This is a genomic window from Aliiroseovarius sp. PrR006, assembly GCF_010500215.1.
In the GTDB taxonomy this organism is placed as follows: Bacteria; Pseudomonadota; Alphaproteobacteria; order Rhodobacterales; family Rhodobacteraceae; genus Aliiroseovarius.
Map to the genome: position 1 here is coordinate 238,987 of NZ_JAAGOY010000004.1, position 20,313 is coordinate 259,299.

15 protein-coding genes are annotated in these 20,313 nt (G+C 60.7%); 8 read left to right on the forward strand and 7 right to left on the reverse strand.

Features of this window, described 5'->3' with window-relative positions; all coding sequences use genetic code 11:
* Positions 1-138: 138 nt before the first annotated feature.
* From G0Q00_RS01255 to recN, 7 genes are all read left to right on the forward strand, one after another.
* Positions 139-1,053 (forward strand): D-alanine--D-alanine ligase, encoded by a 915-nt coding sequence (locus G0Q00_RS01255; RefSeq protein ID WP_163035640.1) that lies wholly within the window; start codon positions 139-141, stop codon positions 1,051-1,053.
* Positions 1,050-1,940 (forward strand): cell division protein FtsQ/DivIB, encoded by an 891-nt coding sequence (locus tag G0Q00_RS01260; RefSeq protein WP_203564918.1) that lies wholly within the window; start codon positions 1,050-1,052, stop codon positions 1,938-1,940. Before G0Q00_RS01255 ends, G0Q00_RS01260 begins: the two co-directional genes overlap by 4 nt.
* Complete coding sequence (gene ftsA / locus G0Q00_RS01265; protein ID WP_163035644.1) at positions 1,937-3,271, forward strand: cell division protein FtsA; 1,335 nt, start codon at positions 1,937-1,939, stop codon at positions 3,269-3,271. Before G0Q00_RS01260 ends, ftsA begins: the two co-directional genes overlap by 4 nt.
* 230 nt (positions 3,272-3,501) lie before the next feature.
* Positions 3,502-5,175, forward strand: a complete 1,674-nt coding sequence (gene ftsZ / locus G0Q00_RS01270; RefSeq protein ID WP_163035646.1) for a cell division protein FtsZ — start codon at positions 3,502-3,504, stop codon at positions 5,173-5,175.
* Positions 5,176-5,651: 476 nt separating this feature from the next.
* Positions 5,652-6,572, forward strand: coding sequence for a UDP-3-O-acyl-N-acetylglucosamine deacetylase (gene lpxC, locus G0Q00_RS01275; RefSeq protein ID WP_163035648.1), 921 nt, complete (start codon positions 5,652-5,654; stop codon positions 6,570-6,572).
* Positions 6,573-6,781: 209 nt separating this feature from the next.
* Positions 6,782-7,702: an outer membrane protein assembly factor BamD gene (locus G0Q00_RS01280; RefSeq protein ID WP_163035649.1), complete on the forward strand. Its 921-nt coding sequence runs from the start codon at positions 6,782-6,784 to the stop codon at positions 7,700-7,702.
* 60 nt (positions 7,703-7,762) lie between these two features.
* The gene (gene recN / locus G0Q00_RS01285) at positions 7,763-9,415 is read left to right on the forward strand and encodes a DNA repair protein RecN (RefSeq protein WP_163035651.1); all 1,653 of its coding nucleotides are present in this window, start codon (positions 7,763-7,765) and stop codon (positions 9,413-9,415) included.
* Between the two features lie 2 nt (positions 9,416-9,417).
* Here recN and G0Q00_RS01290 read toward each other — a convergent pair whose 3' ends face one another.
* The gene (locus G0Q00_RS01290; RefSeq protein WP_163035653.1) at positions 9,418-10,794 is read right to left on the reverse strand and encodes an FAD-binding oxidoreductase; all 1,377 of its coding nucleotides are present in this window, start codon (positions 10,792-10,794) and stop codon (positions 9,418-9,420) included.
* A 133-nt stretch (positions 10,795-10,927) separates the two neighbouring features.
* Here G0Q00_RS01290 and G0Q00_RS01295 point away from each other — a divergent pair, with 133 nt between their 5' ends.
* Positions 10,928-12,559 carry a chloride channel protein gene (locus G0Q00_RS01295; RefSeq protein WP_239058293.1) on the forward strand — a complete coding sequence of 544 codons (1,632 nt, stop codon included), beginning with the start codon at positions 10,928-10,930 and terminating at the stop codon, positions 12,557-12,559.
* A gap of 103 nt (positions 12,560-12,662) precedes the next feature.
* On the opposite strand, the gene rsmA is transcribed toward G0Q00_RS01295, so the two are convergent.
* The 6 genes from rsmA to lptF form a co-directional block, all read right to left on the reverse strand.
* Positions 12,663-13,499, reverse strand: coding sequence for a 16S rRNA (adenine(1518)-N(6)/adenine(1519)-N(6))-dimethyltransferase RsmA (rsmA, locus tag G0Q00_RS01300; RefSeq protein ID WP_163035657.1), 837 nt, complete (start codon positions 13,497-13,499; stop codon positions 12,663-12,665).
* Entirely contained in the window at positions 13,496-14,500 is a 1,005-nt protein-coding gene (pdxA, locus tag G0Q00_RS01305) for a 4-hydroxythreonine-4-phosphate dehydrogenase PdxA (protein ID WP_163035659.1), read from the reverse strand. The genes rsmA and pdxA overlap by 4 nt, the downstream gene beginning before the upstream one ends.
* Positions 14,497-15,789, reverse strand: coding sequence for a peptidylprolyl isomerase (locus tag G0Q00_RS01310; RefSeq protein WP_163035661.1), 1,293 nt, complete (start codon positions 15,787-15,789; stop codon positions 14,497-14,499). Before G0Q00_RS01310 ends, pdxA begins: the two co-directional genes overlap by 4 nt.
* A 71-nt stretch (positions 15,790-15,860) precedes the next feature.
* Positions 15,861-18,011 (reverse strand): LPS-assembly protein LptD, encoded by a 2,151-nt coding sequence (locus tag G0Q00_RS01315; RefSeq protein ID WP_163035662.1) that lies wholly within the window; start codon positions 18,009-18,011, stop codon positions 15,861-15,863.
* On the reverse strand, positions 18,011-19,108 hold the full coding sequence (lptG, locus tag G0Q00_RS01320) for an LPS export ABC transporter permease LptG (RefSeq protein WP_163035664.1): 1,098 nt from the start codon (positions 19,106-19,108) through the stop codon (positions 18,011-18,013). The genes G0Q00_RS01315 and lptG overlap by 1 nt, the downstream gene beginning before the upstream one ends.
* Entirely contained in the window at positions 19,105-20,268 is a 1,164-nt protein-coding gene (lptF, locus tag G0Q00_RS01325; RefSeq protein WP_163035666.1) for an LPS export ABC transporter permease LptF, read from the reverse strand. The genes lptG and lptF overlap by 4 nt, the downstream gene beginning before the upstream one ends.
* Between the last annotated feature and the right edge of the window lie 45 nt (positions 20,269-20,313).

The following is a 20,313-nucleotide window of genomic DNA, read 5'->3' on the forward strand; positions in this document are numbered from 1 at the left end:
AAACAGACGCAGAAAATTGCGCGATATCTCGGTTCGGGGCGGTACGCCTCATGACAGACACCGTGGTTGCACGGGATTAACGCCGGAAACGGCAGGGCATTTTGGCCGCGTTGCGGCCGGGTACGAGGCATTACAGGCATGTCGGGTTCATCCGTCAGCAAAGTTGTGGTTTTGATGGGCGGTCCATCGGCCGAGCGCGAGGTGTCATTGAGCTCGGGCGAGGAATGCGCCAAAGCTCTGGCGGGCGAGGGCTTTGAGGTCGTGAAGATCGACGCGGGCGCCGATTTGGCCGAGCGCCTGAAGGCCGAAGCCCCTGATGTCGTGTTCAACGCGCTGCATGGACGTTGGGGCGAAGATGGCTGCGTGCAAGGCCTGCTGGAATGGCTGCAGATCCCCTATACCCATTCGGGCGTGCTGGCGTCCTCGCTTGCGATGGACAAAGAACGCGCCAAGGACACCTTCCGCGCCGCAGGTCTTCCCGTGGTTGCCTCTGTTTTGGCCGATAAGGACGAGGTTCAGGTCCGCCACGTGATGGAGCCACCCTACGTGGTGAAGCCCTATAACGAGGGCAGCTCGGTCGGGATTTACATCGTGCAAGAGGGCGCGAACACGCCGCCGAAATTGGCCGAAACCATGCCTGAGACGGTGATGGTGGAAACCTATGCCCCGGGGCGCGAACTGACGACCACCGTGATGGGCGACCGCGCGCTTGGCGTGACCGACATCTTCACAGACGGCTGGTATGACTACGACGCGAAATACGCAGAAGGTGGATCGCGCCACGAGATCCCCGCCAACATTCCCGCCGAGATCGAGGCCGCGTGCCTTGACTATGCCCTGCGCGCACATGCGGCACTGGGTTGTCGGGGTGTCAGCCGCACCGATTTCCGCTGGGACGAAGCGCGCGGGTTGGACGGTCTGATCATTCTGGAAACCAACACGCAGCCCGGCATGACGCCGACCTCTCTGGCACCTGAACAGGGCGCGCATCAGGGGATGAGCTTTGGGCAGTTCTGCGCTTGGATGGTGGAGGACGCATCGTGCAACCGATGACGGCACCTCAGGGCAAACCGGATACGCAACGCCGCGACCCGGCGCCCTCGCGCCTTGCCTATAAGGCCCATCGCTTGTGGCTGACCCCGGTCTTTCGCGCCTTCCTGCGCGTCGGCCTGCCGGTCTTTGCGATCCTGATGGCGACGGGCTGGTATCTGTCCAACCCCACCAACCGTTATGCGATCGGCGAGAAGCTGACCAACGTGAAACGCTCGGTTCAGGAACGGCCCGAGTTCTTGGTCAAGCTCATGGCCGTTGAAGGTGCGACGCCGGTTGTCGACAGTGCCGTGCGTCAGATCCTGCCCATCGACTTCCCGATTTCGAGCTTTGATCTGGATCTGGAACGTATGCGTGCCGAGATCATGAAATTGGACGTGATCGAGGACGCCGATCTACGTATCCGTCCGGGTGGCGTGTTGGAGGTCGCTCTGACCGAACGTCAGCCGGTAATCCTGTGGCGCCACAGTGGCGTGATCGACATGTTGGACGCAGGCGGTCATCGCGTGGCGAGCCTGCTGGACCGCTCGGCCCGGTCTGATCTGCCGCTGATCACCGGAAAGGGCGCGGCCGAGGCTGTCCCCGAAGCGCGCGCCATTCTTGATACTGCCAGTCCCTTGCGCGGCGATCTGCGCGGTCTGATCCGCGTGGGCGAGCGCCGCTGGGATGTCGTCCTGAAAAGCGATCAGCGCATCCAACTGCCTGCCGAAAATCCCGTGGCCGCATTGGAACAAGTGATTGCCCTGCATCAGGCGCAAGACCTGTTTGGCCGCGACCTAAGCGTGATTGATATGAGAAATCCCCAGCGTCCCACGCTGCGTCTTGGCACCACCGCCATGCACGAGCTGCGCCGCCTTAAAGGGGTTCAGATTGAAGAGGTTTCCCAATGACCGATATTTACAGCCAGCAACGTGCCATGCGGGCCATGCGCGAAGCCGCCATGCAACGCGGCGTGATTGCCATTCTGGATATCGGCAGCGCCAAGGTCGGGTGCCTGGTCCTACGCTTTGACGGGCCAGAGCAGTTCCGCGACAGCGACGGGGTAGGGTCGTTGGCTGGGCAAAGTGCCTTTCGTGTGATCGGTGCCGCAACGACCCGCTCGCGCGGGGTACGTTTTGGCGAGATTGATGCCATGGCTGAGACCGAGCGCGCCATTCGCACCGCCGTGCAGGCAGCCCAGAAAATGGCCAACATTCGCGTTGATCACGTGATTGCCTGCTTCTCTGGCGCAAACCCGCGCAGCTATGGTCTGGATGGGGCGGTGGACGTCGATGGGCGCGCGGTAGCAGAAGACGACGTGGCCCGCGTGTTGGCCGCGTGTGACATGCCCGACATCGGTGACGGGCGCGAGGTGCTGCACGCGCAGCCGGTGAACTTCGCGCTGGATCACCGCTCGGGTCTTGGCGATCCGCGCGGGCAGATTGGTAACCGTTTGGCAGTGGACATGCATGTGCTGACGGTGGATAGCGCCGTCATTCAGAACCTGCTTTACTGCATCAAGCGCTGCGATCTTGAGGTCGCGGGACTGGCAAGCTCGGCCTATGTGTCCGGTATTTCCGCGCTGGTCGAGGATGAACAAGAGCTGGGTGCCGCCTGTATTGATTTAGGTGGTGGTTCAACTGGCATCTCTATCTTCATGAAAAAGCACATGATTTATGCCGATAGCGTCCGTTTGGGTGGGGATCACGTAACCTCGGACATCTCAAAAGGGCTTCATGTGCCCCTGTCGACCGCCGAGCGGATCAAGTCCTTCTATGGCGGCGTCATCGCCACCGGAATGGATGATCGCGAGATGATCGAGATTGGCGGCGACACCGGCGATTGGGAGCACGACCGCCGCACCGTCAGCCGCGCTGAGTTGATTGGTATCATGCGTCCGCGCGTGGAAGAAATTCTTGAAGAGGTGCGGATGCGTCTTGATGCCGCCGGGTTTGATCATCTGCCCAGCCAGTCCATCGTTCTGACGGGCGGCGGCAGCCAAATTCCGGGCCTGGACGGGCTCGCCCCGAAAATCCTTGGTCAGAATGTGCGTATCGGACGCCCGCTTCGGGTGCAGGGCCTACCTCAGGCAGCGACGGGGGCGGGGTTCGCCTCGGCCGTGGGGCTGTGCCTGTTTGCGGCCCATCCCCAGGACGAGTGGTGGGATTTTGAAATGCCAGCCGAGACCTATCCGGCGCGCAGTTTCCGCCGGGCGTTCAAGTGGTTCAAGGACAATTGGTGAGACTCACGCCGCACCGCAATATGCTGTGTCTTCGGCGAAATCCTGCTTAAAACCTTCATATTTCCTCAATATTTTGCGGTGAAACACCTGTTTAGGGCGTGACGAACCATGCAGTTTTGAGGTAATATGGAAAAAAAGAGGCAGTCACCGGCGATTCAGTCGGGATAACAACATAGCAGCCGCCTTCGGGGCACATCGAAGCGGCACAGACCTATACAGGCGGAAAAATCATGACTTTGAACCTTACCATGCCCGGTCAGGAAGAGTTGAAACCTCGTATCACGGTGTTTGGCGTAGGCGGTGCTGGTGGCAACGCCGTCAACAACATGATCGAGAAGGAACTCGAGGGCGTAGAATTTGTAGTCGCAAACACCGACGCGCAGGCGCTTCAGCACTCGCGCGCAGCGGACCGCATCCAGATGGGTGTGAAGGTCACCGAAGGCTTGGGCGCAGGTGCCCGTGCCACGGTGGGTGCCGCAGCGGCTGAAGAAAGCATTGAACAGATCGTAGACCATCTGGCGGGCGCACATATGTGCTTCATCACCGCTGGTATGGGCGGCGGCACCGGCACCGGCGCAGCCCCGATCATCGCACAGGCCGCCCGTGAGCTGGGTGTGCTGACCGTAGGTGTTGTCACCAAGCCCTTCCAGTTCGAAGGCGCCAAGCGCATGAAGCAGGCGGAAGACGGTGTCGAAGCCCTGCAGAAAATGGTCGACACGCTGATCATCATTCCGAACCAGAACCTGTTCCGTCTGGCGAACGAGAAGACGACCTTCACCGAGGCGTTCTCGATGGCAGATGACGTTCTGTATCAAGGTGTTAAGGGTGTAACGGACCTGATGGTTCGCCCCGGTCTGATCAACCTCGACTTTGCTGATGTTCGTGCCGTTATGGACGAGATGGGCAAAGCGATGATGGGCACCGGCGAAAGCACCGGCGAAGATCGCGCGGTTCAAGCAGCCGAGAAAGCCATCGCCAACCCGCTTCTGGACGAAATTAGCCTGCGTGGCGCGAAGGGTGTGTTGATCAACATCACCGGCGGCTACGACCTGACCCTGTTCGAACTGGACGAAGCAGCCAACCGTATCCGCGAAGAAGTCGATCCCGAGGCCAACATCATCGTTGGTTCGACGCTGGATGACAGCCTTGAAGGTGGCATGCGCGTGTCCGTTGTGGCCACCGGCATTGATGCGTCGGAAGTTCCGCTGGACATCCCGGTCCCGCGTCGCTCGTTGGCACAACCGCTGCAGTCGCCGATCGAAGTCGAGCAGAAGATGGAAGCGGAAGCACCCGCTGCTGTTGCCGCTGCTGCTGAAATCGACGCCGCTCCGGTCCACGTAGAAGCGCCTGCGCCTGTAACCGAAGAGGTTGCTGAAGCCCCGGCTGAACCGTCGCTTTTTGGTGAAATGGAACAGTCGGTAGAAGCTGCTGCTCCGGTCGAAGCCGAGTATGAAAACAGCTTCCCGGCTGAAACCGCAGGTGGCGATGTGCCGCCGCCGGTCTATCAGCCGCGCGAGGAAGAAGCCGTGGATCCCCGCTTTGTAGAGGAACCTGCTGTGGCGCAGTTCGTGGCGCCCAAACCGGCCGCACCTGGCACCCCGTCGCCCGAAGCGATGGCCCGCCTGCAAGCAGCCGTGCAGAACCAGCCGCGCGCAGGTCAGCCGGCGCAGCCGGCAGCTCCTGCACCCGCGCCGCAGGTCGGAACTGCTGCACCGCAGGAAAAAGCCCGCTTTGGCATCAACTCGCTGATCAACCGCATGACTGGTTCGGGTTCTGCTGATGGCACGGCCCGCTCGCAGCCTCCGGTGCAAAGCGAACAGCCTGTACAGCATCAAGCAACTGCTGCTGACCCTGAGCAAGACAAGGTGGAAATCCCTGCGTTCCTGCGCCGCCAGGCCAACTGAACCGGTTCACACCTCTGAGAAATCAAACCGCTGCGCAGAGATGCGCGGCGGTTTTTTCGTGTTCAAGGGGGCGAGTCGCCTCGGATCGGGCGGTCTGTTAACTTTCGTGTATGGTTCATTTGCGAAATACCGCCGGAATTGGAGGGATGGCTGTTGGCATTGCGTGGAAACTCATGGCTCTTGAAAGGATATACAAAACAATGGGTTATGCGCATGGAATTTGGGATGCGCGGATTTTCGCGCAGGTTACAGGTCATGTTACAATCGGTTACAGAGGTTTGAATTGTTAATAACCTTTGGGGGGATTACCCACTGTGCCACCAGTCACAGATGATTGGTGCGCACTTATTCAAGGGCGAAATCACGCAAAACCATAGTTGTGATTTTCGAACTGCCCCACATGCGCAAGTATTTCCGCGGAACCACCAACAGGGTAGGTCTCCGCATTCGAACCGAGGCTAAGAAAGAGGCGTCACGTGCAAACCACTGTAGCCAGCACAGTCAGTTTCAACGGCACTGGACTTCATTCCGGACGCCCGGTTCGCATGAAGGTGCAACCTGCCTCAGCTGAATATGGCATCTGGTTCAAACGCACTGACGTCGAAGATCGCGACAACCTGATTTCGGTTCATTGGGCCTCGGGTGTGCCGTCGCCGCTCTGCACGGTGATCCGCAACGAGGCGGGCGTTGAAGTCCGCACCATCGAACACATCATGGCAGCCCTTGCAGGCTGTGGTATCCACAATGCCCTGATCGAGATTGACGGCTCCGAAGTGCCCATTATGGACGGTAGCTCGGCCCGGTTCGTGGATGGGCTGATCAAAGCCGGACAGCGCGAACTGGCTGCGCCGGTGCGCGTGATCGAAGTGCTGAAGCCCGTAGAATACCGCGATGGCGATGCGTGGGCGCGTTTGGAGCCGTCGGATGGGTTCCAGATCGATTTCCATATTTCGTTTCCCGACGCCGCCATCGGCACGCAAGAGATGAGCTTGGACATGTCCAACGGCAATTTCGTGCGCGAGCTATCGGATTGCCGTACCTTCTGCCGACAGGCGGATGTAGAGGCAATGCATAAAGCAGGGCTGGCGCTTGGCGGCACCTATGAAAACGCAGTCGTCGTCGATGGCAATCAGGTTCTGTCGCCCGGCGGTCTGCGCCGCGCGGACGAAGCTGTACGTCACAAGATGCTGGATGCCTTGGGTGATCTGGCCCTTGCTGGTGCTCCGCTGCGGGCCCGTTACATCGGTCACCGCGCGGGTCACGCCATGACCAATAAGCTTCTGCGTACCCTGTTCGACACCCCCGGCGCATGGCGTCTGGTAGAATGCGATGGCCAAGATGCGCGCAAGCTACCCGGTGTGGGCGTGTGCCGTTCCGACCTGCCGATGACGGCCTGATCGGACCACTCGGTGACTGCACGATCCTGCGAAGCCTGCGGTGCTGATCATGGAGCACCGGCGAAACGTCGTCGCTTTCGGATAAACTCTTCCAACATCGCTGAATTTTGCTGTGCAAACCATTTTGCCTTGAAAATTTCTGTGCTAGGACTCGCTGGAAGATGTCGGAATTATTCTATCGGCAGAAAACAGTTGGGGTAGCACCGGTTATGATCCGCGTGAAATTGGGCAAATCCGTTAGTATTGCACTGGTATCCGGCTTGGTTTTGACAGGCTGCGGCGGTGGCTCGGGAAGCTTGGGATTCGGAAGTCTGGGCGGAAGCTCGGGATTCGGGGGCGACGGCACCGGGGGCGGTATCTTTGGCTCTCGCGTTGAAAAACGCCCGATTGATCAATGGAGCGCAGAAGAAATCTTCAAGCGCGGCGAATATGATCTTGAGCGTGGCGATCCTGACGACGCAGCCAAATGGTTTGGCGAGGTTGAGCGTCTTTACCCTTATTCCGAGTGGGCCAAGCGCGCGCTGATTATGCAGGCGTTCTCGCACCACAAAGACAAAGAATACGAGTTGGCCCGCTCTACGGCGCAGCGCTATATCGACACCTATCCGGGTGACGAAGATGCGGCTTATGCGCAGTATATTCTGGCGATCAGCTATTACGACCAGATCGATTTGATCGGGCGCGATCAGGGCCTGACCTATCAGGCGCTTCAGGCCTTGCGCACCGTGATCGAGCGGTACCCCGACACTGAATACGCCAAGTCCGCGATCCTGAAATTTGACCTGGCCTTTGACCATCTGGCGGCCAAGGAAATGGAAATTGGGCGCTACTATCTGAAACGCAAGCACTATTCAGCCTCGATCAACCGGTTCCGCGTCGTGGTCGAGCAGTTCCAGACCACCACCCATGTGGCTGAAGCCCTGCATCGTCTGGTCGAAGCGTACCTGTCGCTGGGTCTTGAAAGTGAAGCCCAAACCGCAGCTGCGATTCTGGGGCATAACTTTCAGTCGACCGATTGGTATGAAGACAGCTATCGCCTGTTGACCAGTCGCGGGTTGAAGCCTGAAGCTAAGGGCAACAGCTGGCTGCGCCAGGTGCATCGTCAGATGATCAAGGGCGAATGGCTCTGATCGGGCGGGGCCACATGGCCCGCCTGACGGTTTTCGGGCCAAGCGCTGACGGGGCTTAGGATGCTACGGTCTCTGGACATTCGGGATATGCTGATCATCGACCGGTTGGAGCTTGAGTTCCAGCCGGGTTTGAACGTGCTGACCGGTGAAACCGGCGCGGGTAAATCCATCCTTCTGGACAGTCTGGGTTTCGTGCTGGGCTGGCGTGGCCGCGCAGATTTGGTGCGCGCGGGTGCCGATCAGGGCGAGGTTGTTGCTGCCTTTGATCTGCCTGATGCACACCCAGCGCGCTCGGTATTGGACGAAGCCGGGATCCCCGTAGAAGACGAGCTTGTGCTGCGCCGGGTCAACCGCTCGGACGGGCGCAAGACCGCGTGGGTCAACGACCGCCGCGCCAGTGGCGAGGTGCTGCGCGCCTTGTCAGATACGCTTGTGGAGCTGCACGGACAACAGGATGACAAGGGGCTTCTGAACCCGCGTGTCCACCGACAGCTTCTGGACGAGTTTGCGGGGCTTGGCAGTTCTGTCGACGCGGTGAGAACCGCGTGGCGGGCCGTCGCGCAAGCGTCCAAATCGCTGGACGAGGCGCGGGCACGGATTGAGGCCGCGAAGGCCGAAGAAGAGTTCCTGCGTCATACAGTGGACGAGTTGGACAGCCTGGACCCGCAACCCGGAGAAGACGCCGAATTGGACGCCCGCCGCCGACTGATGCAAGGGGCCGAGCGGATCGGAGAAGACATCTCGCGCGCCCATCAGGCGCTTGGCGTGGGCGAGGGGGCAGAAGCGCGTCTGGGCGATGCGCTGCGCTGGCTGGAAGGGGCAGCTGATCAGGCGGGGGACACGCTAGATGCTCCAATAGCCGCCTTGGGCCGCGCGCTGGATGAGTTGGGCGAGGCCGTGTCGGGCGTGGAAGCCGCGATGGACAGCCTGTCCTTCAACCCGCACGAGCTGGAGCAGGTGGAAGAGCGCCTGTTTGCCATTCGCGCGATGGCCCGCAAACACCACACCACACCAGACGAGCTGGGTGTGTTTGCCGAAGACCTGCGCGGACGACTGGCCGCTTTGGACGCTGGCGCAGATGAAATCGCGGGGCTGGACGCCGCGCTGACCGACGCCCGTGCACAGTACAACCACGCTGCGCAGACGCTGTCCAAAGCGCGACAAGATGCGGCAACCCGGCTGGATCAGGCGATGGGGGCGGAACTTGCACCGCTTAAAATGGAACGCGCTGTTTTCACGACGGACATCACACCGGCAGAACCCGGCCCGGATGGTGTGGATGCGGTCACATTCACCGTAGCCACCAACCCCGGCGCGCCCTCTGGGCCTTTGAACAAGATCGCCTCGGGCGGTGAACTCAGCCGCTTCCTGTTGGCCCTGAAGGTCTGCCTAACGCGCGACGCCACGGGCCTGACCATGATCTTTGACGAGATCGACCGTGGCGTCGGTGGCGCCACCGCCGATGCCGTCGGGCGACGTTTGGCCGATCTTGCCGCCGCCGGGCAGGTTCTGGTCGTGACCCACAGCCCGCAAGTGGCCGCGCTTGGCGGGCATCATTGGCGGGTCAGCAAGGCGGTGACGGATGGAATGACGCTGTCTACCGTGTCGCCCTTGTCGTCCGATCAGCGTGTGGACGAGATCGCTCGCATGATCTCGGGCGATACGATCACCGATGCCGCAAAGGCTGCTGCGAAAGAGCTATTGGCGGGCTGACCCTAGTTGCGCGGCGGAACCAGCTTGCCGGGGTTCAGGATATTCTTGGGATCAAGCGCGGTTTTGATGTCGCCCATCAACGCCCAGCCATCCCCATGTTCCTCTTCCATCAGGTGCAGCTTACCCATACCCACGCCGTGTTCCCCGGTGATGGTGCCCTCGTAACCCAACGCCCGACGGCTCATCCGTTCGGCAAGCGCCTTGGCCTCGGCCATCTCAGACGGGCTGTCCGGGTCGATCAATAGAATGGCGTGAAAGTTGCCGTCGCCCACATGGCCCAGAATGGGGCCAGGGATCGAGGATGCCTCGATATCTGCGCGGGTTTCCTCGACCGCTTGCGCCAGCTTTGAAATCGGCACGCAGATATCGGTAACCAAGGCCCGCGCACCGGGACGCAGGCTTTGCACCGCGTAGAAGGCGTGGTGCCGGATTTTCCACAGCGCATTGCGATCCTCGGTCTTGGTCGCGTGCTCATAGCCTGTCGCGCCAAAATCGCGTGCGATCTCGCGGAAGATCTCGCTGTCTTCGGTCACGGTGTTGGTGCTGCCGTGAAACTCCACCAGCAGATGCGGGCATTCGTCCATTTCGGTCCCGGCATATTGGTTGAACGCCCCGGCGGTGGCCTCGTCCACGAACTCGATCCGCGCCACGGCAAGCCCCATCTGGATCACCTGCTGCACCGCGCCCACGGCCGAGGCCATGTTGGGAAAGGGGCAGATCCCCGCGCGGATTTCCTCGGGCTGGCCATGCAGGCGCAAGGTCAGCTCGGTGATGATCCCAAGGGTGCCCTCGGACCCCAGAAACAGCGCGGTCAGATCATAGCCAGACGCGGATTTTGCCGCGCGCGAGCCCGTTCGGATCACCCGCCCATCGGCCAGCACCACCGTCAGTCCCAACACGTTCTGGCGCATGGATCCATATCGTACCGTCGTGGTGCCAGACGCCCGAGTAGCCGCCATGCCGCCAAGCGAGGCGTTTGCGCCTGGATCGACCGGGAAGAACACGCCGAGCGTGCGCAATTCATGGTTAAGCTCTTCGCGGGTCAACCCCGGCTGAACCACCGCAATCATGTCGCCCGGGTCTTGCGACAGCACCCGGTTCATCCGCGCCATGTCCAGACAGACGCCGCCCTTGGCCGCGCTCGTATGCCCCTCCAAGGACGTTCCCGCGCCAAAGGGAATGACCGGGACGCCAGCGGCCCGGCAGACCTGCAGGATCTGGCTGACTTCATTGGTGTTCTCAGGCCAGACCACAATATCCGGCGGGGCAGGGCGAAAATGAGTCTCTGACCCCCCATGTTGATCCAGAACAGGCTTGGAGCGGCTGATACGATCGCCTAGAAATGACGAAAGCTCGGTGAACGCGGTGTCGATGGCCATCCCATCCTCCCCTGAGAAACCGGAACAACTTATGGTAAATGAAGGACCATTGGAAGGGTTCTACACGCGCAGCGCAATGATAAAACAGATAAAATTCATATTGGGTGAGCGCATCCAAGGTCTCAGCGCCAAAATGCACGACGCCTGGCGTGTGTTGGTTGAAAAGGGACCAAGCCAGGTGCAGTTCTGGCTGATTGCGCTGATCATCGGCGTGGCCTCTGGCACGGCGGCACTTGGGTTCCGAAAAGGGATCGAGATCCTGCAGGCGACGCTTTATGGGACCGACGACCTGACCCGCCTGCATAGCTTTGCTGAAACGCTGCCGTGGTACTGGATTTTGCTGCTGCCCACCTTTGGCGGTCTGGTGGTCGGTCTGATCCTGAACTGGTTCACCCATGATGGCCGTGTGCGTGCGGTGGCAGATGTGATCGAGGGTGCCGCCCTGTGGGAAGGCCGTGTCGAGAAACGCGCAGGTCTTGGATCGGCGCTGGCCTCGCTTGTCACGCTGTCGACAGGCGGGTCATCCGGTCGCGAAGGCCCTGTTGTGCACTTGGCCGCCGTGATCTCCAGCTGGATTTCAGCGCGGATCAACGCCAATGGCATCACTGGGCGGGACCTTTTGGGATGTGCGGTGGCGGGCGCGGTGTCCGCCAGCTTCAATGCGCCCATCGCTGGTGCGCTCTTTGCGCTCGAAGTCGTGCTGCGCCACTTCGCCGTCCACGCATTCGCCCCGATTGCCATTGCCGCCGTGTCGGGCACCGTGATCAACCGCCTTGAATATGGCGGCGTGACCGAGTTCGTGCTGCCCGCAGAGGGTACGCTGGCGTTCTATATCGAGCTGCCCGCCTTCCTGATTCTCGGACTGGTGTCGGGGATTGTCGCGGTGATCCTGATGCGCTCGATTTTCTGGGCCGAAGATCTGGGAGACTCGGTGCAAAATCGTCTGCGTCTTCCACGCATCCTGCGCCCTGCAGTATCGGGCTTCATGCTTGGAGCCATTGCGATCTTCTTTCCACACATCATCGGCGTTGGATACGAAACGACCTCAGCCGCACTGACGGGCAGCCTGACAGCGGGCGTTGCGATCCTGTTCGTTGCGGTGAAGGTCGCAGCCGTGGCCATCACCATGGCGGGGCGCATGGGCGGCGGGGTATTCTCGCCAGCACTGATGGTCGGGGCACTGACCGGATTGGCCTTCGGGATCATCGCCACGGCGATCTTCCCGGATGTCTCGGGGTCTGAAACCCTCTATGCCCTCGCAGGTATGGGGGCAGTTGCAGCGGCTGTGCTGGGAGCGCCGATTTCCACCACAATGATCGTGTTTGAACTGACCGGAGACTGGCAGACCGGGATCGCCGTGATGTCCGCCGTGTCCCTGTCAACCGCTCTGGCAAGCCAACTGGTAGACCGCAGTTTCTTCCTGACCCAACTCGAGCGTCGCAACATTCACCTTGCCGCCGGTCCGCAAGCCTATCTATTATCCACGGTGCGTGTGGCTCAGGTGATGCGCGATCGCGAACACGCGCGCGCGGCGGGCGAAGAACATTGCTGGGAGCTGATCGAAGGCGGCATCTATGTGGATGGGAACACCACGCTAGAAGCGGCGATGCCGATCTTCGAAACCTCAGGCGAGGCATTCATTCCTGTCGTCACACTTGGCGGCGAAGGCGATCCGCCCGAGCTATGGGGCGCAATTTTCCACGTGGATGCGCTAAAGGCCTTTAACCGCGCACTCGCAGACACTGCGGCGGAAGAGCACTCTTAATCGAGAAATCCGCATTTTCTTGTCAGAAATATCCCGGGGTGAATGCGCGTTGCGCAGAGGGGCAGCGCCCCCTCAGGCTCACAACGTGAGCCACCGAAAGCTCTTATCCCAACGCGCGCGACAAGGCGCAGAACGCTTCCACGTCGATCTCTTCCGCGCGTGAGGTGGGCTTGATCCCGACCGAGGTCAACACGTCCTCGATCTCGGGATGCATTCCCTTCAGTGACGCGCGCAGCATCTTGCGTCGCTGCCCGAAAGCTTTGGCTACAACCGCCTGCAACTTGCCTGCATCCGCTTCAAACCGCGGGGCGGGCAGGGCGTCCAGATGCACCACGGCCGAGTGGATTTTCGGTGGTGGCGTGAAGGCTTCAGGCGGCAGTTCCATCACCACACGGGGCGTGGTGCGCCACTGGGCCAGAACCGCCAGACGTCCATATTTCTTCGATCCCGGCTGAGCGACGATGCGCTCGGCCACTTCCTTTTGGAACATCAGGGTCAGGCTGGACCAGGCGGGCGGCCAGCTGGGGGGCGTCAGCCAGCGCACCAGAAGCTCGGTCCCCACGTTATAGGGCAGGTTGGCGACAATGCGGATGGGCGGTGTCAGATGCTCCAGCGGGTCCAGTTCCAGCGCGTCGGCATTCACCACTTCAAGCCGCCCCGGATAGGCGGCGGCAATCTCGGCCAAGGGCGCCATGGCGCGGCTGTCTTTCTCGACCGCCAGCACCTTGCGCGCGCCTTCGACCAGCAGACCACGGGTCAGACCGCCGGGGCCGGGGCCGACTTCCAGCACATCGCAGCCCGATAGATCGCCCGCCATCCGGGCGATTTTCGCCGTCAGGTTCAGGTCCAGAAGAAAGTTCTGACCCAGAGATTTCTTGGCGACCAATCCATGGGTATTGATCACCTCGCGTAGTGGGGGCAGGCCGTCGATCTGGCTCATATGGTGCTCTCCTGTCGGCGGGCAAGACCCATCTGGTGGGCCATGCGCAGCGCGTTGATCAAAGATGTCGCATCCGCTGTGCCGGTGCCCGCGATGTCATAGGCGGTGCCGTGGTCGGGCGAGGTGCGGACGAAGGGCAGGCCCAAAGTGACATTGACGCCGCCTGCGAAATCGATCGTCTTGATCGGGATCAGCGCTTGGTCGTGATACATGCAGACCGCCGCGTCATAGCCCGCACGCGCGCTGGCGTGGAACATTGTGTCTGCGGGCAGGGGACCCAGTAGGTCCAGCCCCTCGGTACGCAGATCATTCAGCAGGGGCGTGATCATGTCGATCTCGTCCATGCCCATCGCGCCGCCTTCGCCCGCATGAGGGTTCAGACCCGCTACGGCGATACGGGGTGTAGCAAAGCCGAAGTCTCGGATCAGGGCCGCGTGGGTGGTGCGGATCACTTGTGCCAGCGTCTCACGCGTCAGTGTGGCGGGCACCTCGGACAGGGCGATATGGATCGTAGCAGGGACAACGCGGAGCTTGTCACAAGCCAGCATCATCACGACATCCGCGTCTCCGGCCAGATGCGACAGGTATTCGGTGTGGCCGGGAAACGGAAATCCCGCCCCGTCCTTCAGAGCTTTCTTGTTGATTGGGTTGGTGCAGACGGCCAGCGCCTCGCCCGTCTGGGTCAACTCCACCGCGCGGGCGATGACGTCGATCACCGCTTGGGCGTGCTCAGGCAATGCCTCACCCGGCACGCGCGGGGTCTGGAAGTCATGCGGCAACACGGGCAGGGACGCGGCGCCATGCGCCTCGGCAGGCGTGTTGATCTGCGTGAATGCAACGCCATCCGGCAGGTGGCGCGGGTCGCCGATCAGAAAGAACGGCACCTGGCCTTGCAGGGCGGAAAAGGCCTTCGCGGCAATCTCGGGACCAATACCAGCAGGTTCGCCCACGGTCAGAGCCACGGGCGGGACAAGGGCTGACGCGCTGTTGTCCGCGGTCATTGCGCGTCAAATTCCTCGATAAACGCGGCGGCGCGCAGCTCTTCCAGATAGGCGGTCGAAAACGCCTGCAAACGCTGGTTCTGTAAACGCAGTTTCAGCTGTTCACGGCTGACATCCTCGGGCAACTCGCGGCTGCGCGAACACAGCATCAGATAGACGAGATTCTGCCCATCGGCCGAGGTCAGCGCGGTCGAAGCCTCGCCCATGTCGAGCTGGGCCAGTTCAACCGCGTAGCGGGTGGGCAGTTCGCCCACAGGGACCGTCTCGCGTTGAATTTGAGCTTCTGTCGATCCGGGGAACATGCCAAACAGATCGTTGCAGCTGTCTGTCGCGGCGTGGATTTCGGCTGCCTTGGTCAAAGCTTCGGCGCTGCGCCCGCCAGGGATCATCAGCGCCGCATAATCGACGTTGACGTCTGAGGGCGTGGGGCGGTCAACCTCTTCAATGGCGCGCAACTGGAAGACGGCGACCCCGTTCTGTACCGGAACAGGATCAGTCACATGGCCGGGTTCCAGCGCGACGACCTGCGCGGCTACAGGTGGGGGTAAATCTGACAGATCCGTCCAGTTCAGCCGTCCTGAGCGCCCACTCGATTGGGACACCGAAGAGCGGCGCGCCTCTGTTGCGAAGGCGCCCAACGTCGTGATTTCCGACAGCTGAGCGGCACGCGCGTTAGCGTCCTGCATGGCCTCGGGGTTTTCGGCGGGCAACACGATTTCGGACAGCAAGACGCGGACGTTTTGCCCCGGAGCGGTCAGTGACAATTGGCGGTCAATTTCGTTATCGGTGACGCTGATGCGCCCCTGCCAGCGTTTGCGCACAAAGGCGCGCCATGCCAAGCCGTTGGCAACAAAATCGCGGAAGGTTTCCGGCGCGACGTCGGCCTGAGCGATGATCTTGTTGAAATCCTCGACCTTCAGATTGAAGCGTCCGGTGAACTCGGACATGCCAGCCAGAACCTCTTCGGCTGTAACAGATACGCCAGCGGCATCCGCAGCCTGACGTTGCAGGGCTTCGTCAGTCAGCTGCTGCAGCGCCAGTTCACGCAGGTTTCCCGGCGCGCGCAGCACGGTCAGAAACGCCATGCGCTGCGACAGTTGGTACGAGGTGATCACGCTGTCATTGATCTTGGCCACGGGGGCGAACAGATTTTGTGCCTGTGCAGGCGCCGGGTCTAACCCGGCCAGAGACACGAGACCGAAGACCAGACCCGAGGCAGCGCAGGTCCATGCCGACGCGGTTGCTTTGCGCTGTGTCTGATGCGCTTTAGATTGGCTAAGAAATCCCATCGGTATTTTCCTGTATCGCTTAACGCTCGTAATTTCTGAACTTGATCTCTGGCGTTTCATTCGCGCGGGCCTCAGCCGTTGCATTTATTCACCGCTGCTCCGCGGCCGCTTCCAAATCCGATCAATTCGAATTGCAGACCAAAATCAGTTGTTGGCTCTACATTAATAGAGGTTGTGAAGCGACGCGAGAGGGAAAGATCAACCGAAAGACATTCATTTCGGTATTCCACACCAAAACTGGCGCGGGTGGCCTGTTTTTCCTCGACGTCAAAGCTGCCATCAGCGGTGATTGTCCAGAAATCCCCGACTTTCCAAGAGCTGTCCAGCCGTAGTTCGTGGGTCGGTGTAGTGCGGTTCTCAGCAGCATCTTCGATCACCCAAATATGCGCGGCACCAAGTTGGAATTGATCGGTCAGCCACGCTGCACGGGTTTCTGATTTGGTCAATCCGAAATCGTCATCCAGAAGCGCACGCCCCTGTACCGAGATATGTCCGCCATTGTTGACCGCGACCCCCAAAAGCCAGTCCGAGTTCTGACCTGAGAGACCAGACGCATCGGTGAACTGGCCCAGATCCACTTCGCGGAAAACACGGCCCGCGGCCAAGGTGAAGTCCCACCCCGACGGCGCGTGACGAGTCCAGCTCAGCCCAACGGCAGCGCGCAGCCCTTCTTCGCGCCGGTCACTGCCCGGGAAACGGTTCAGGTCAAACAGGTTGCCCTGATCGAACTCGACGAACTGGCTGTCTTCATTGGGAATATCCGCGCCAACCTGTTCGGACCACGCCAACGCGGCAACGGGTTCCAACACATCTACTGCACCGCCAGCAGTGACACGCGACAGCGGCCAGCGCAGGGTCACACCAGCAGACGGCGCGGCGAAGCTTTGCTCGGTCTGATAATTGCTGTCCTCTTCGATCCCATAGACATCCGCGTCCAATCCGGCCTGACCTTCGATCACCAGACCCGCCGGGCCGATCCAGTCGCGACGCCAATTCAGGCCCGCCCCAATGCGCGCTACGTCCCGCCCCAGAATATCAAGTTGGCTTTCACGGAAATGAGCCTGCCATGACAGGTTGGTGCGCAGCTCGCCCCCGATAAATCCACCAGGATGGAACCGGCGTTCATAAAAGGTGTCAATCTGCGCAAAAGGCAGTTGGCCCGAGATCGGAAGCTCGGATTCGCGCAGGGTGTCATAACGGGTGATGCTGGCAAAGACGAACTCGTCGCGGCGCGCGCGCATGATTTCGATCGCGTTGCGCAAGCGGTCCTGATCGGAATAGCCGTAATCCAACAAATAGCCGGGGTCCGAGACCTCTTGCAATTGGAAGGATAGGGTGAAGTCGTAAGGCAGTTGGAATTCGCCTTCACCGAACACATAGAACCGCGTCTCGTCTTCCAGGATGCTGTCTTGGCTTACTGCGCCGTTGACCAGAATATCCCCCGCGCGGAAGGCCTGACGATAGCGCAGCTCGAGCGTGCGGGTTTTGTCTGCGATATAGGGCGACACTGTAAGGTCCGCATGATCGCCAAGTTTGATGAAATAGGGAACGGACAGGCCGAACCCAAGCGTCGTGTTGGTGCGGATTTTCGGCGTCAGAAACCCGGTTGCGCGATCCAGCGTGGGATCGGGCAGGCGTAGGCGCGGCAGGTAAAAGATCGGCACATCCGCCACGCGCAGTTGGGCGTGGTGGAAGTAAAGCTGGCGCTCATTTTCATCGTGGACCACACGTTCCGCGCGGATCTGCCACAGCGGCACCGGGTTCTTCGCGCAGACGTGACACGAGGACGCCGCGACGCGTGACAGCTGGGTATAGCGGTCCTGCACCCGATTGATCTGGGCGGCGGCAATCTGCAATTGCTGATCCAGCACCAGACGTGCGCTTTTCAGGATGCCATTGCGCAGATCTGCCGACAGGGTCGCTTCTTCGGCCACAAGAACAGTGCCGTCGGGACGCGTGATGGTGATTGGACCGGTGATGGACAGCGTGTTGGTGGCCTTGTCATAACTGACCCGCGATGCGGTCAGGCGCGTGCCTTCGAACAGCACCACGACATTGCCATCAGCCACCAGCCCACCATTGCCCACAACGCGAACGTGATCCGCGATTAAGCTCGCGGTCTGGGCTGCCACCGGAGCCGCCGTCAGGGCGAGCGAGCTGACCGAACCTGCAAGCAGGGCAAGCGCCAATCGTCCGGCGCGCAGGTGCTGTGACAGGCCCATCAGCCGTCCTCCAGATGTAAAAGAATGCCCAGTGGCAAAAGGATCGCGGCAATCGGCGGTGCCCACGCAGCCAGAACGATCGGGATCTGGCCGTTCTCTCCGAGAATCTGTGCGAAGTTGCGGATGAAATAGACCCCGAACCCCATCATCAGGGCAAACAGGACCATGATTCCGGTGCGGCCAAACCGGGTGTGGCGCATGGTAAAGCCCGCGCCAATCAGGACCATCGCAACCAGGAAGACCGGCAGGGCCAATTCCATTTGCAGCCAGACGCGGTGCGCGCGGGCGGAAAAGCCTGCGGCCTCGAGCTGCCCAATGAAGCGCGGCAGATCCCAGATCGAGATCGAGCTGGGTTTACCGAAACTGTCGCGGATCTGTTCCTGCGTCAGGTTCGAGGCCAGTGTGAACATCGGGTACTGAATGGCGGTGCTTTCGGGATTGGCATCGCTGATCAGGTCCCAGACCTTCGCGCCACGAATGGCCCAGTGGCCGGGTTCTAACTTGGCGCTTGCCGCTTCGATGCGCAGCGTCGGCGGACCTTCCGGTGCGAAGGAAAAGAAGGTGACGTCGAAAAGCTCGGTCCCTTCCAGGTTCGAACGGTCTGCCCGGATCACGGTCTGGCCGGATTCGTTGCCCTGACGTAGCCATACCCCGTCCGAGGCGATCGACAGGACGGATGCCCCGCCACCTTTGTACTGCGCCGAGATGCGTTCGTATTTCTTGTTCGTTCCCGCGGTGATCGGGTTGCCAACGGCCACCGCCAGGATGCCGAACAGCAACACGGTTACGACCGGCGAAATCAGCGTCATCAACGCGGATCGTCCCGCCGCACGGGTCACCACCATTTCGGAACTGCGCGCAAGGCTCAGGAACATCCACAGCGTGGACAGGATCACGACCAGCGGCAGGATGCGATACATCCAGACTGGTGCGTTCAGAAGTGTCAGGCCAAGCACATTCATGAACCCAACCGAGGCCGCATCGAATTTGCGCATGCTTTCAACCATGTCCAGCAGCACGAAGATGATCGCCAACACGACCATCATGCTGAGGAAGGTGCGCAGGAAGCGGCGGGCGATATACAGATGTAGCCTCATGCGTTGGCCTCGGATGCTTGACGGCCGCGCTCGCGCATTGTGCGACGGCGGCGGCGTAGATCGGACATAGAAGGGCGCGTGGCCATATAAAGGACCACTGCATTGAATGCCGCCCCCACAAGGGTCGCCACATAGACCAGTGCGACTCCGCCTTCGGTGCGGCGCGCCAGATCAAGCATGGAGTTGTCGAGCGACTGCAACACCGCCACCACGGCAAGCGCGATGACCACCTGTCGCCACAGCCCAAATCGGCTGAAGCCCGCCACGATCAGCATGGAAAAACCGGCCATAGCGGTCACGATGGAATAGAGTGCCTGGGCGTTCCGGAAATGCCCTTCGGCCCGCAGGGCAGCGCGGGTTTCGCCGGTTTCGACCATTGTTGCGATAGGCGGATTCAACAACTCGGGCGTATAAATCTGCGTGACCGTGCGCACACCTTCGTCGACCCCGCTCAGAAGCGTGGCGATGTTATAGGTGAAATCCTCGAACCCGGTGGTGGTCAGCCGTTGGCTTTCGATATTGATCACCTGCGCCAGCCCATCAAACATCACAAGACGCGGACCAAGATCGGTTTTCACGATCAGGGCGCGGCGGGCGGTATAGGTATAGTGCTGCTCGTCATCCCGTTCGTCGGACAGGAAAATGTCGAACAGCTCGCCCGCAGGGCTGATTTCGCGGATGTAGAGCGTGATGCCGTCTGTGGGGTGCACAAAGCTTCCCTCGGTCAGGAAACGCGCAGTGACGTTTTCGGCGATTTCCGCTTGACGCTCGGCAAATCGCAGCTGGCTCATCGGCACAAGAATATGGGTCAAAAGCAACATGAACAGCGCGGTGAGTACGCCAAAGACAAGTACAGGACGCGCAAGACGGAACGGGCCATAGCCAGCCGCCTGCGCCACTACCAACTCGCTTTCCGAATTCAGTCGGTTGGTGACAGACACCGCCGCTGCGAAAGACGCAATCGGGATGATGAACACGATAACGCCGGGCAGGATCATCGCCGAGAACTCAAGAAATACCAGTGCGGTCTGGCCGTTGGCGATCAACTGATCAAACAGCCGAACCGCCCGATTTACCCAAAAGAGCAACACCAGGACAAGCCCGTAGAAGCCGAACAGCACCACAAGCTGCGACAGCATATACCGGTCGAATCTGGCCACGTTCCCCCCTGTGAGCGCAACATCTTGTGGTCTGGTTTCTAAACC